The sequence below is a fragment of the Rhizobium sp. 3T7 genome (genome assembly GCF_020166565.1).
GTDB lineage: Bacteria > Pseudomonadota > Alphaproteobacteria > Rhizobiales > Rhizobiaceae > Rhizobium.
The window spans coordinates 159,940-172,826 of record NZ_JAIQXS010000009.1 but is presented as its reverse complement, the minus strand read 5'-3'; the positions used below and the strand labels follow the sequence as shown (position 1 = coordinate 172,826).

At 61.1% G+C, this 12,887-nt stretch carries 12 protein-coding genes; 6 read left to right on the top strand and 6 right to left on the bottom strand.

Annotated elements, in window-relative coordinates; all coding sequences use genetic code 11:
- The first annotated feature begins 189 nt into the window (after positions 1 to 189).
- Positions 190 to 1,644, top strand: a complete 1,455-nt coding sequence (locus tag K9B32_RS15470) for a glutamate synthase subunit beta (protein WP_224563523.1) — start codon at positions 190 to 192, stop codon at positions 1,642 to 1,644.
- Between the two features lie 73 nt (positions 1,645 to 1,717).
- Here K9B32_RS15470 and K9B32_RS15465 read toward each other — a convergent pair whose 3' ends face one another.
- The 3 genes from K9B32_RS15465 to K9B32_RS15455 form a co-directional block, all read right to left on the bottom strand.
- Entirely contained in the window at positions 1,718 to 2,335 is a 618-nt protein-coding gene (locus K9B32_RS15465; RefSeq protein WP_224563520.1) for a nucleotidyltransferase domain-containing protein, read from the bottom strand.
- A gap of 120 nt (positions 2,336 to 2,455) precedes the next feature.
- Positions 2,456 to 3,685, bottom strand: a complete 1,230-nt coding sequence (locus K9B32_RS15460; protein WP_224563518.1) for an SGNH family hydrolase — start codon at positions 3,683 to 3,685, stop codon at positions 2,456 to 2,458.
- Between the two features lie 60 nt (positions 3,686 to 3,745).
- On the bottom strand, positions 3,746 to 4,969 hold the full coding sequence (locus K9B32_RS15455) for a lytic murein transglycosylase (protein WP_224563515.1): 1,224 nt from the start codon (positions 4,967 to 4,969) through the stop codon (positions 3,746 to 3,748).
- Between the two features lie 200 nt (positions 4,970 to 5,169).
- On the opposite strand from K9B32_RS15455, the gene galU reads away from it, so the two are divergent.
- Positions 5,170 to 6,057, top strand: coding sequence for a UTP--glucose-1-phosphate uridylyltransferase GalU (gene galU / locus K9B32_RS15450; protein WP_007797839.1), 888 nt, complete (start codon positions 5,170 to 5,172; stop codon positions 6,055 to 6,057).
- Between the two features lie 69 nt (positions 6,058 to 6,126).
- Here the strand turns inward: galU and K9B32_RS15445 are convergent, their stop codons facing one another.
- Complete coding sequence (locus K9B32_RS15445) at positions 6,127 to 7,650, bottom strand: outer membrane beta-barrel protein (protein WP_224563512.1); 1,524 nt, start codon at positions 7,648 to 7,650, stop codon at positions 6,127 to 6,129.
- A gap of 125 nt (positions 7,651 to 7,775) precedes the next feature.
- On the opposite strand from K9B32_RS15445, the gene K9B32_RS15440 reads away from it, so the two are divergent.
- Positions 7,776 to 8,771 carry an SIS domain-containing protein gene (locus tag K9B32_RS15440; RefSeq protein WP_224563509.1) on the top strand — a complete coding sequence of 332 codons (996 nt, stop codon included), beginning with the start codon at positions 7,776 to 7,778 and terminating at the stop codon, positions 8,769 to 8,771.
- On the opposite strand, the gene K9B32_RS15435 is transcribed toward K9B32_RS15440, so the two are convergent.
- Entirely contained in the window at positions 8,772 to 9,809 is a 1,038-nt protein-coding gene (locus K9B32_RS15435; protein ID WP_224563507.1) for an SPFH domain-containing protein, read from the bottom strand. It lies immediately after the preceding gene.
- A 202-nt stretch (positions 9,810 to 10,011) separates the two neighbouring features.
- Between K9B32_RS15435 and queC the strand changes: the two genes are divergently transcribed.
- Genes queC through queE form a run of 3 tightly spaced genes read left to right on the top strand, consistent with a single transcriptional unit; the run spans position 10,012 to position 11,812 of the window.
- Positions 10,012 to 10,722 carry a 7-cyano-7-deazaguanine synthase QueC gene (gene queC / locus K9B32_RS15430; RefSeq protein WP_224563505.1) on the top strand — a complete coding sequence of 237 codons (711 nt, stop codon included), beginning with the start codon at positions 10,012 to 10,014 and terminating at the stop codon, positions 10,720 to 10,722.
- The gene (queD, locus tag K9B32_RS15425; RefSeq protein WP_088693321.1) at positions 10,722 to 11,078 is read left to right on the top strand and encodes a 6-carboxytetrahydropterin synthase QueD; all 357 of its coding nucleotides are present in this window, start codon (positions 10,722 to 10,724) and stop codon (positions 11,076 to 11,078) included. The genes queC and queD overlap by 1 nt, the downstream gene beginning before the upstream one ends.
- Positions 11,075 to 11,812 carry a 7-carboxy-7-deazaguanine synthase QueE gene (queE, locus tag K9B32_RS15420; RefSeq protein WP_224563503.1) on the top strand — a complete coding sequence of 246 codons (738 nt, stop codon included), beginning with the start codon at positions 11,075 to 11,077 and terminating at the stop codon, positions 11,810 to 11,812. Before queD ends, queE begins: the two co-directional genes overlap by 4 nt.
- Here queE and hemH read toward each other — a convergent pair whose 3' ends face one another.
- Positions 11,813 to 12,850, bottom strand: a complete 1,038-nt coding sequence (gene hemH, locus K9B32_RS15415; protein ID WP_224563501.1) for a ferrochelatase — start codon at positions 12,848 to 12,850, stop codon at positions 11,813 to 11,815.
- Between the last annotated feature and the right edge of the window lie 37 nt (positions 12,851 to 12,887).

The following is a 12,887-nucleotide window of genomic DNA, read 5'->3' as shown; positions in this document are numbered from 1 at the left end:
TGAGAAATCGATGGTCGCTGTTCCACTTCTTCATATCCCTGTGCCTCGCCGTCGCAGTTTGCGCCGGGACCTCATATCTCGGCGGTGACCTGAGAACGGAATTTGCAGCCCTGGGTGCGGTCATGGGACTCGCCTGCTGTTACTGGGGACCTCTGGGTCTTGGGCTTTGAGATGATGAGGGACGAAAATATGGGTAAGGTCACAGGTTTTCTGGAAATCGACCGGCAGGTGGCGAAGTATCAGCCTGCCTCGGATCGCATCCGGCATTTCCGCGAATTCACGATCCCGATGTCGGACCAGGAAGTGCAAAAACAGGCAGCCCGCTGCATGGACTGTGGCATTCCCTATTGCCATGGGCCGACGGGTTGTCCTGTCCATAACCAGATTCCGGACTGGAACGACCTCGTCTACAACAACAACTGGGAAGCGGCGATCCAGAACCTGCATTCCACCAACAACTTCCCTGAGTTTACCGGCCGCGTCTGCCCGGCGCCCTGCGAGGAAGCCTGCACGCTGAACCTCGAAGACACGCCGGTTGCGATCAAGACCGTCGAGCAGGCGATTGCCGACAAGGCCTACGAGCTCGGCTTCATCCGCCCGCAGCCGGCGACGGTCCATACCGGCAAGAAGGTTGCGATCATCGGGTCCGGCCCGGCCGGCATGGCGGCTGCGCAGCAGCTCGGCCGTACGGGTCACGAGGTTCACCTTTATGAGCGCGAGTCAAAGCCCGGCGGCCTGCTGCGCTACGGCATTCCTGATTTCAAGATGGAGAAGAACTTCATCGATCGCCGCGTCGAGCAGATGAAGGGCGAGGGCGTGACGTTCCATTGCGGCATCAATGTCGGGGTCGACGTGATGGTCGAGCAGCTGCTCGCCGATTACGATGCGGTGCTCTATTGCGGCGGTTCGGAAACGCCCCGCGAAGCGGGTATCCCGGGCATCGAGCTTTCCGGCGTCCATGATGCAATGCCCTACCTCGTGCAGCAGAACAAGCGCGTTGGTCGCGAAAACATCGACAGCGTCGGGTGGGCGTCCGACCCGATCCTCGCCGGCGCCAAGCATGTTGTCGTCGTCGGCGGTGGCGATACCGCGTCTGACTGTGTCGGCACGGCGTTCCGTCAGGGTGCCGTGAAGGTGACCCAGCTCGACATTCGCCCGCAGCCGCCGGAGAAGGAAGACAAGCTCGCCGTCTGGCCGTTCTGGGCGACGAAGATGCGTACCTCGTCCTCGCAGGCGGAAGGCGCGATCCGCGAGTTCCAGGTCGCAACGCTCGAATTCGTCGGCGAAGACGGCCAGCTTACCGGCGTGAAGTGCTGCGAAGTCGACGAGCGCCGCAAGCCGATTGCCGGCACGGAATTCATCATCAAAGCCGACCTCGCCTTCATCGCGATCGGTTTCAGCGGTCCGTTCAAGGACAGCGTGCTGAAGGAGCTCGACGGCAAGCTGACGCTCAATACCGACCGTCGGGGCTCGACCAACGTTGTTGCCAACGACCGCGACTACAAGACGTCGGTCGACAAGTTCTGGACGGCAGGCGACGTGCGCCGCGGCCAGTCGCTAGTCGTCTGGGCGATCCGCGAAGGCCGCCAGGCCGCCCGCGCCATCGATGAAGCCCTGATGGGCTCGACGGTTCTGCCGCGTTAAGCAAAGCCGTTTTATAATGAAGTTTGGGCCGCTTCGAGCGGCCCTTTTCATTCCATAGGCTCCAGATCGGGCGTCATCGTCGGCTCTTGGGGCCGTTCAACCATTCATGGTCGGGCTGGCATGCCGCAAGGCAGGTTTTCAGCCACAGACGTTCCGAAGCGGGCCGTTTCGGCAAGGCTTGCTGGAAGTCGATTTCATCCTTCGCGCGTCTGTATTTCGCCTTGAACAGCAGGACCGCAGCCGGCTTCAAATAGGGAATACCCTCAGCCGTCGTACCAACCATCTCTGCACGCGGCCGGGAGATGGTCGGATCCCGTTTGTAGACCCAGGTCTCGAACGTTCCCGGCTCGATCATCATGTCGACGCGCCAACGTCGCTCCGCCGTGTCCAGACACCATATCTGCGAGATTGCTGCCGGTGGCTCCTCGTCTGCTGGCAGGTACTCAACAACGCCATCTCCCGCCGTATGGAATTCCATGCCTTTCAGGGCGTAGCGAAAGATGCCGAGATCTTCGCGTAGAACCGTAAACTCCAGGTCCTCGTGCTCACGAGTCTGACAGCCATGCCAAAGGTCGAGCGCCCATCCGCCGACAATGCACCAGGGCCTTGAAATGCCACTCAACCGGCCTGCCAGTTCCGCTGGATTCCAAGCGGACCATGCGCCGTGATCAGTCGGTATTTCTAATGGCATGAAGTTTGTCTCCGTCTGCAGCGGCGAGCGGCGGTTGAGGTGAAGGTATCCGCGCAACGGCAGAGGCAGTGCCTGAGATTGGCGACGGGTTTTCGCTGCAATTGCCCTGCGAGGAAGCTGCTATTTGATGGAAACCTGTGCCGTGGGCCTCATCGGCATCATGCGGTAGTCATCGACACGGCCGGCTGGGGGAGGCGCCATCTCGCCGTCCTCAACCAGCATGTCGCGCGGTGACTTGGTTACGCTGACTGGCAGAGCTCTGCCGCCGAGAAGCTCCGCGCCGCCATCGAGGTTCGGGTCGGAGAGGCTGATCGGTTCGGTGCGGCCGGGCATTGCAACCGCGTCGATCGCCGGCGCATTGCCCGTGTCGAGGCGAACGAGGTCGGGGCTTGTTTGAATGCCGAGGATGCGTCGCACGGGCTTTTCGACGTAAAAGGCGAGCTTGCGCCGGCCGGCCTCGGTGAGATTGATGCCGTCGGACGTGCGCAGGCGCACCTGCTGGCCGTTGATATCAGAGCCGGTGACGATGAAGTCACCACCTTCGCTGACGAAGCCGTCCCAGATATCGACGAACTCGCCGCCGCCGCTCTCCATCTGCTTGCGGAACAGCTGGTTGAGCTGCACGGCATCGGCGGTCATCGCGGGCGAATCGAAGGCCGGCAGGCCGACCCAGAGCAGTGGGATCTTACGGCTGGTGACCTGCTTGCCGAAGGCCACGACGCGGCGCTGATATTCTGCATACCAACCGTCGGTCCTGAATTTCTCCTTGCCTACATCCGTTACCATCTGCTGGCGATCATTCGCGCCGAGCATGACGATGACCATCGCGGGCTTTGCCTCATCCATGAATTTCGTCAGCTGTTGCGGCCAGTCATAGTAGTCGTCTCGCACCAGACCGGAGGCGACGTTGCTATGTGTCTCGACGACAATGCCGGGAGAATCCTTGAACGCGGCATCCATGCCGACGCCAAGGCCGCCGGCGAGAAAGTCGCCGACGACAAGGATCTTCTGAGCGTTGGCAAGCTTTTCGACCACCTTCTCTTCAACGACCACGGGAGCGGCTGGGCGTGGCGCTGCAGCCGCCTTCGGCGCTGCCTTCCTCTTCGGCGCAGGCTGTCGCTGCGGCGCGTTCTGAGACGGTGCTTGTGGCGGATATTCCTGGATGTAGCGACGACCAAGGAAGAAGTCGAGAATGGAGCGGCGATAGTAATAGCGCTCCTGCGCATCGGCCACGTGCACCGGCAGCGCGCTGAAGACAAGCACCAGCGTCGCAGTGCCGATCGCACCCCAGCGGAGCGTTGCCCGGTTTACTCGTTTACGCATGGTCAGCAGCCTCGCATCTGCCGGCATTCTCGCATGGAGCGGGAAGGCGCGTCCACACCCCAAAATGCATCTCGCCGATTATTCCGTCTACTTGCGAAGCGCGTTCAAGAGCGGCAGCGATGGCACTCCGTCCTGCTGCATTCCCATGCGTGCCTGGACCGCCGCAATGGCTGCCTTCGATCCGCTACCGAAGTTGCCGTCGACCTCGCCGTCATAATAGCCGAGCGTCTTCAGGCGCGTCTGCAGTTCGAACTTCTCTTTCATGTCGAGTGTGCCGTCTGGTCGGGGCCAGCGTTGTTTCATGCCGCCGTAGCCGGCGAGCTCGTCCGCGAGCAGCCCGACGCCGATCGCATAGCTGTCCGAGGCGTTGTATCTCTTGATCGTGAAGAAGTTGCTGGTCATCAGGAAGCCGGGGCCGTTAGGACCGGCCGGCATCTTGAGGACGGCGTTGCCGCCGCCGTCGCGAAAACCCTTGCCGTTGGGCCGTGTCAGGCCGAGGGAGGCCCACTGAGCCAGTGTGTGGGTCTTGCCGACCTGCTTGCGTGCGCTCGCCGGCACGACGACCTCATATCCCCAGGTCTTGCCTCTGTCCCAGCCGTTCTTCATCAGCAGGTTCGCGGATGTTGCCAAGGCATCGGGCACGGAGTTCCAGATGTCGCGATGGCCATTGCCGTCCGCGTCGATGGCGTAGAGAAGATAGCTCGTCGGAATGAACTGGGTGTGGCCCATGGCGCCCGCCCAGGAGCCGGTCATGCCATTCGGGGAAATGTCGCCATTCTGAAGGATTTTCAAAGCCGCGATGAGCTGCTTCTTGGCGAACTTCGCGCGGCGTTCATCGGCATAGGCGAGTGTCGCCAGCGCCCGCGGCACGTAATGCAGGCGGTCGTCCTTGTCGAGAACTGCGCCATAATTGGATTCCATCGACCAGATCGCGAGGAGAATCGATTTGTCGACTCCGAAGCGGCGTTCGATCGCATTCAGCGTCGCGGCATGCTTGGCGGCCATCTGACGGCCGATCTGGACCGTGTAGGGATTTACACGGGAATCCACATAGTCCCAAATTTTTGTCGTGAATTCAGGCTGATAGGCAGCCTTTTCCAGCACGGTCGGGTCCGGATCGCTGACGCCTGCGAAGGCTTTGCGATAGGTTGCCTTGCTGATGCCATTTTGAGCGGCAGTTTGATAGAAGTCCGCGATCCACTTCTGGAACTGCTGATCTGCTTTCGCATTGATGGGAGCCAGGCCGGCGGATGCGGTCACGATGAATGCAATAGCAAGACCACGAAGGGAATTTCTGTGATTTTGAGTCATCGGCGGTCATCCGTCCTTTCGTTTCAGGCACAGCAGAGCGCGAAGTTCCGCTCAGGCCCGAGACTACCCGAACGGAGTCAACAAATTCTTTACCATGACGCAGGAACGCAGTCACCATTTGCAAAACGGTAGCAAATCTCATCTAGTCCAATCAAAAATGCCTTTTATTTCAAGCGGTGTAATCATCGCAGGAGGATTGTGTGGCAGAGCATAAAAAAGTTCGCAAAGCTGTATTTCCGGTTGCAGGTCTCGGGACTCGCTTTCTCCCGGCCACCAAAGCCGTGCCGAAGGAAATGCTGACTGTCGTCGACAAACCCATCATTCAGTATGTCGTCGACGAAGCCCTTGAAGCTGGCATCGAGCATTTCGTTTTCGTCACAGGTCGAAACAAGCACATCATCGAAGACTACTTCGATATTCACTTCGAACTCGAGCAGACGCTGCGCGAGCGCAGCAAGCAGGCGGAAATGACGTTGCTTGCCGGCCAGCTTCCCAAGGCTGGTACGGTCAGCTTCACCCGTCAGCAGGAGCCGCTCGGCCTCGGCCACGCCGTCTGGTGCGCCCGCGAGATCGTCGGCAACGAGCCTTTCGCGCTACTGTTGCCCGACATGATCATGAAGAGCGAAGGCAAGGGTTGCATGAAGGGCATGATCGATCTCTATGCCCAGAGCGGCGGCAACATCATCGCCGTCGAGGAATGCGCCCCCGATCAGGCCCACAAATACGGCATTGTCGGCGTCGGCGAAGCGATCGGCGATGGCTTCCGCATCACCGGTATGGTCGAGAAGCCGGCCAAGGGCACAGCGCCGTCGAACTACTTCATCAACGGCCGCTACATCCTGCAGCCTGAGGTCTTCAAGATCCTGGAAACCCAGGAACGCGGCGCCGGCAACGAAATCCAGTTGACCGACGGCATGCTGAAGCTGCTCAAGGATCAGACCTTCGCGGGCTATCATTTCCGCGGCACGACCTACGACTGCGGCGCCAAGGATGGCTTCATTCTCGCCAACGTGGCATTCGCACTGGAACGTGCGGATATCCGCCCGACGGTCGAGGAAGGCTTCAAGGCGCTGCTGAAGGGCCTCTGAGGCAAGTCTAGATAGTTCTTGAATAGATTGATCCGCCTTCAAGTCTCCCACTTGGAGGCGGATTTCGTTTCAGCGCTTCAGTTTGAGGCCGACACCGGCCCGCCACTGTTCGGAGTCAGTGCTCGTCTTGCGAGACGTCAGTTCGTAGCCGATCGTGCTGGTCAGATCGAGGTAGCGGTTGATGTTCCAGGTCAGGCCAGCGCTCGTAGTGTAGACCGTCTCGTCGCTGGTCGGGCTATCGGAGGGGTAGTCGCGGTAGGTGATGCCGCCGAGGACGGTGCCTGTCAGATTGTCACGCAGCTGATGCGTGACGCCCGTCGTCAAGGCATGGGAAACATAGCCGGATTCACCGGCGGTCGTCGACGGGTTGATGCTTGTCAGCAGGCCGATATTGACGTCGGTGCCTCTGAGCGGCGACCAAAGGAGTTGAGCGTCTACCACGGCCGTGTCGATATCCGAAAGGCGCGGATCGTCGAAGGTGGCCGTCTCGTAGCCAACCCCAACCTCCCCGCGAAGCTTTTCGCCCATATCAAGCTCGACGCCGACTTTGGCGCCATAGCTATCCCCCGACCGGCGGAAGCCGGCCGAATCAACTCTCTCGTCATAGACCGTCTTGCCGACATTGGCCTCGATGAAGGGGATGAGCGCGGGAGACAGCTCGTAGCCGATGCGACCGCGCATCGTGCCGCTCGTCTGGTTGCGGTCGCCCAGCGAAACGGTCGTGCCATCAGACAACGTGGCGTCGGAATAGATCGCGCGGTTGAGATCGATGCCGGTACTGCCGCGCAGGATGCCGAAATCGCGTTCAATCAAGGCGCCGGCGCTGAATTCCTGGACATCCGATTGCTGGTCCGCGTTCTGCACGGCATTCGGATCATCAGTGTCTTCGCGGTAGAAATGATAGCCGCCGGTAATGTGCGCCGTCGTATCCTCCCGAAGATCAAGGCGCAGATCGCCGACAATCCTGAAATCCGGCTGCTCTTCACCTTCGCCGCTGACGTTTTTCTGCCAGGCACCGTCGGTCGTCACCAGGAGCTGGTGCAAAGCCCAGTCGGATGTCAGCGTCGTGTGCATGTCCGTTTCGAGAAACGCGCGTGTCTGCTTGACGCCGCCATCGTCCTGCGTCTCGGTGTTGATGCTCTGGGTGATGGTGGGGCGCAGTACGAAGGTGCCGATGTGGATGCCTGGCGTTTCCTCGGTAGCCGGATTCTGCTCCGGCTTGCGGGGCGGCAGCCGCTCGTCTTGCGGCGCCTCGCGCGTGTTGAGGCGAATCATGTCCTCATCAAGGATCGCCCCGGTGGTTTCATCGCTCGGCTTCTGATCGGGCGCTGCAATGGTGGCGGTCGTGGCTCCTTGTGCGGCATTATCGGTCGCTGACGCGGTGCTATTCGGCGTTTCGGGGATATCGCTTTCATCCTCCGGCACCGTGGTAGCCGGTGCGTTCGATGAGCGTATCGAGCTGTTGGAGACCGGCGTCGACTGCGCAAATGTGGCTTGGGGAACAAGGAAAGCGCCTACGGTGAGAGCCATGGACACGGCAAAGCCCACCGCGCGGAGCGGCGTGAGACTGCTCGTGTCCTTCCAATGACTCATGTCGATCCTGGCATGCTTCGAAGCGTTACCCGAACGTAAAGGCTTGTGGTTAACCATTCGTTTCCCGGGCATGCCTTGAGGATCAGCCGATGGACTCGGCCAGTGAAAACCGCTAACCCAGTGCCATGATCAAAAGAGCCGTAAATGTCATCGAAGACGGTGTCCTGGAGTCTGCGAAGCGGACGATCGGCACCGAAAGGCGGGCGCTTGAGGCCCTGGAGCGTGCTTTTGGCGACGGCCTTGCCGCGCCCTTCATGCGGGCGGTCGAGACGATTACCGGGATCACCGGTCGCGTCATCGTGACAGGTGTCGGCAAGAGCGGCCATATCGGGGTGAAGATCGCCGCCACATTGGCTTCGACAGGCACGCCGGCCTTCTTCGTCCACGCTGCCGAGGCGAACCACGGCGATCTCGGGATGATTGGCACGACCGATGTGGTTCTTGCCCTTTCCAAGGGCGGGGAAAGTGCTGAGCTTCGCAGCATCGTTGCCTATACGCGCCGTTTCTCGATCCCACTGATTGCCGTCACTTGCTCCGAGAAATCGTCACTCGCGACTGCCTCCGACATCATCTTGCTGATGCCGAACGAGGAGGAGGCCTGCCCGCATGGGCTTGCGCCGACGACGTCGACGTTGATGCAGCTTGCAATGGGCGACGCCCTGGCAATCGCCCTTTTGGACGCGCGCGGCTTCTCTGCCCGCGATTTTCATGTTTTCCATCCGGGCGGCAAACTTGGTGCGAGCCTCAGCCACGTCGCCGATATCATGCATACGGGCGATCGCGTGCCATTGGTGGCGAGGGGGACGTCGGTGCCGGAAGCCATCTCGACGCTCTCGCGCAAGCATTTCGGCTGCGTCGGGATCGTGGAGGAGGACGGTCGTCTCTGCGGTATCGTCACCGAAGGCGACGTGGCGCGCAACCTGGCGCGCAACCTCTCCGAACTGCTGGTTGACGATATCATGACCCGGACACCGAAGACGGTGAAGCCGACGGTGCTGGCAACGGCCGCGCTGGCGATGCTCAACCAGCACAGTATCGGGGCGTTGATCGTGATCGACGATGACAACCGCCCGATCGGGCTCGTGCACTTCCACGATCTGCTGCGGATCGGCGTCGCCTGATCAGGCTGCTTCCACGGTGAGATCGCGGCCGCTGCTTGCCACTACCTTTACCTTGAAGGGGTTGACGGCCGGGGTGGTGCGCGGCGTTGGCTGCGGGCGCGGCGCCGGCGGCGTCGGATTGTCGCCAAAGACCTCCTTGGCGATCGCGCCGATACCGCCGAGCGATCCGATGAGGGAGGAAGCCTCGACCGGCATCAACACGACCTTGGAATTGCCGGCGGTGCCGATCGCGGCCAGTGCCTCGGTATATTTCTGCGCCACGAAATAGTTGATCGCCTGGACGTTGCCTGAGGCAATCGCCTCCGACACCATTTTTGTCGCCTTGGCTTCGGCTTCCGCGAGCCGCTCGCGGGCTTCCGCATTCCGGAATGCCGCCTCGCGCTGGCCCTCGGCCTGAAGGATTGCGGACTGTTTGGCGCCCTCGGCCCGGAGGATCTGGGCATTACGGGAGCCTTCGGCCTCGAGCACCTGCGCACGCTTCTCGCGCTCTGCCTTCATCTGCCGTGCCATAGCGTCCACCAGGTCGCGCGGGGGCTGGATGTCCTTGATCTCGACGCGCGTCACCTTGATCCCCCACGGCTGCACCGCGTCGTCGACGACGCGCAGCAAGCGGTCGTTGATCGCGTCGCGGTTCGAGAGCAGCTCGTCGAGGTCCATCGAACCCATGACTGAACGGATGTTGGTCATCGTCAGGTTGAGGATGGCGTTTTCGAGGTTTGATACCTGATAGGCGGCCTCGGCGGCGTTGAGAATCTGGTAGAAGGAGACCGCATCGGCAGAGACGGAGGCGTTGTCCTTGGTGATGACCTCCTGTGTCGGCACGTTGAGCACTTGTTCCATGACATTCATACGGGCGCCGACGCGTTCGATGAATGGTGTAATCAGGTTGAGGCCGGGCTCGAGGGTGCGGGTGTAGCGGCCGAAACGCTCGATCGTGTAGCGGTAGCCCTGCGGCACCGTCTTGATCCCGGCAAACAGCACCAGGATGACGAAGACGACCAGAGCAATAACGACGATATCAAAGCCGCCCAGAACCATAAAACTCCCCCGCGATAGAATCGACTGTCACAACCTTAAACGAGCCGACCCCAAACGCCAGTAGCTTCGGCCGGCGACGCCGTTCGATCATGGATTCGATATGGGATGTCCGGAGGCTATTCACAACGGGGTCGCTTTGGCATAGAAGTCCCGCAGAAAATACCGGTCGCAGCCCACCCGGTCAAAACAAGGGATCCTCATTATGAAGACTATCGTCATCTGCTCCGGCGGATTGGACTCCATTTCGCTTGCCCATCGCGTGGCGGCGGAGCATCAACTCATCGGCCTGCTTTCCTTCGATTACGGACAGCGCCACCGCAAGGAACTGGACTTTGCCACGGCCTGCGCCAAGCGACTCGGCGTGCCGCACCAGATCATCGATATCCGCACCATCGGCCGGCACCTGACAGGATCGGCGTTGACCGACGATGTCGACGTGCCTGACGGGCACTATGCCGAGGAGACAATGAAGGCGACCGTGGTGCCGAACCGCAATGCTATCATGCTGGCAATCGCCTTCGGCCTCGCCGCGGCCCAGAAGGCGGATGCGGTGGCCGTTGCCGTGCATGGCGGGGATCATTTCATCTATCCCGATTGCCGCCCGGGCTTCATCGATGCCTTCCAGGAAATGCAGAACCAGGCGCTCGATGGCTATGCCAGCGTTTCGCTGCTGGCTCCCTACGTCAACATCTCGAAGGCCGATATCGTCACCGATGGCGCGAAATACGGAACGCCGTTTGCCGAGACGTGGTCCTGTTACAAGGGCGGCACACGCCACTGCGGGCGGTGCGGCACCTGCGTTGAGCGGCGTGAGGCCTTTCATCTGGCCGGCGTCGCCGATCCGACGGAATACGAGGATCCGGATTTCTGGGTGGCCGCAACGTCAGGCTATTCGCCCAGGGAGGTGAAGTGATGTTTCGCATCACCAAGGAGTTCCACTTCTCCGCATCTCATCAGCTGACGCATCTGCCCGCCGATCATCAATGCGCGCGACTGCACGGGCACAACTATATCGTCGTGGTGGAGCTAGCTGCCGCCGAGCTCGATGAGAACGGCTTCGTGCGCGACTATCACGAGCTTTCGCCGCTGAAGCGCTACATCGACGAGCGCTTCGACCATCGGCATCTGAACGAAGTGTTCGGCCATGACCGCGTGACGTCGGAATATCTCGCCAAGCACTTCTACGACTGGTGCAAGGAGCGACTGCCGGAGACCTCGGCGGTGCGCGTCAGCGAGACGCCGAAGACCTGGGCGGAATACCGGCCATGAGCGCGGCTCGCGAGACGCAGATCCGCGTCAGCGAGATCTTCGGGCCGACGATCCAGGGGGAAGGCATACTGATCGGCCTGCCGACCGTCTTCGTCCGCACCGGCGGTTGCGATTATCGCTGTTCGTGGTGCGACAGCCTGCATGCTGTTGATAGCGAGTATCGCGATCAATGGCTGCCCATGACGGTCGATGGCATATGGGCAGAGGTGACACGGCTCTCCGGCGGTAAGCCGCTCATGGTGTCGCTTTCGGGCGGCAATCCGGCGATCCAGCCGCTTGGCGGTCTCATCGCGCACGGCCATGAGCAGGGCTACAAGTTCGCGCTGGAGACGCAGGGCAGCGTCGCCAAGGAATGGTTTGCCGATCTCGATGTGCTCGTGCTGAGCCCCAAGCCGCCGTCGAGCGGCATGGCGACGGACTGGGATGCCTTCGAGGACTGTCTTCGCAAAGCGGGCAGTGGGCCTGCCATCGCCTTGAAGATCGTCGTTTTCGACGATCCCGACTACGCCTATGCCCGGGAGGCGGCGGTGCGTTATCCACATCTGTCCGTCTACCTGCAGCCGGGAAACCACACGCCAGCGCCGCCTGACGACGACGATGCGCGCGTCGATATCGACGGTATCATGGACAGGATGTTGTGGCTGGTCGACAAGGTGACCGAGGACCGCTGGTTCGAGGCACGCGTGCTGCCCCAGTTGCATGTCCTGCTCTGGGGCAACAAGCGCGGCGTCTGATCAGACCCAGCCGAGCAGTTCACGGCGAACGACCTTTTCCAGCACCCGCATGCCGTCTTCGCTGTCGTTGAGGCAGGGGATGTGGGTGAACTTCTCGCCGCCATTCTCATGGAAAGAATGGGCAGCCTGTTCGGCAATCTCTTCCAGCGTCTCCAGACAGTCGGAAACGAAGCCGGGGTTCAGCACAGCGATCTTCCTGACGCCATCCTGCCCCAGCTTCTCGACCGTCTTGTCGGTGTAGGGCTGCAGCCACTCTTCCGGGCCGAAGCGGGACTGAAAGGTCACCATGAATTTCTCCTCCGGCAGTCCCAGCCTTTCGCGCAGCAGCTGACCAGTCTTCTGGCATTGCCAGTAATAGGGGTCGCCCTGCTCGGAGTAGGAGAGCGGAATGCCGTGGAAGGACGCGAGCACCATGTCCGGCTGCCAGTCGAGCGTCGCCAGATGGTTGGTCACCGAATTGGCAAGCGCCTCGATATAGGTCTCGTCGTCGTGATAATCCGGGACGGTGCGCAGCGCCGGCTGCCAGCGCATCTTGAGCAGCTGCTGGAAGGCCTTGTCGTTGACCGTCGCCGTCGTTGCGGCGGCATATTGCGGATAGAGCGGGAAGAGAACAATGCGGTCGCAGCCTTCGTCTTTCAGCGCCTGGATGCGGGACGGGATAGAGGGCGTGCCATAGCGCATCGCCCAGTCGACTCTTACGCTGGGCAGGTCCTTCAGGCGCTCGGCTATCAGATCGGACTGGTTGCGCGTGTAGGTGCGCAGGTAGCTCTCATTCCTGTCCTTGTTCCAGATCGTCTCATAGGCCTTGCCCACCTTCTGCGGGCGGGTGTTAAGGACGATGCCGAACAGGATCGGATACCATTTCCAGGGCGACCACTCGATGACGCGCTTGTCGGTCAGGAATTCCCGGAGGTAACGGCGCATGGAGGCGTAGTCGGTGCCATCGGGCGTGCCGAGATTGACGAGCAGGACGCCCACCTTGCCTGATTTCACAGGCGGATGGTCCGCCGGGCGGTGCGCAGTATCAACAGTCGTCATTTCAACCCCGGTATCGTTTGGTCTGCCGGCTCATACG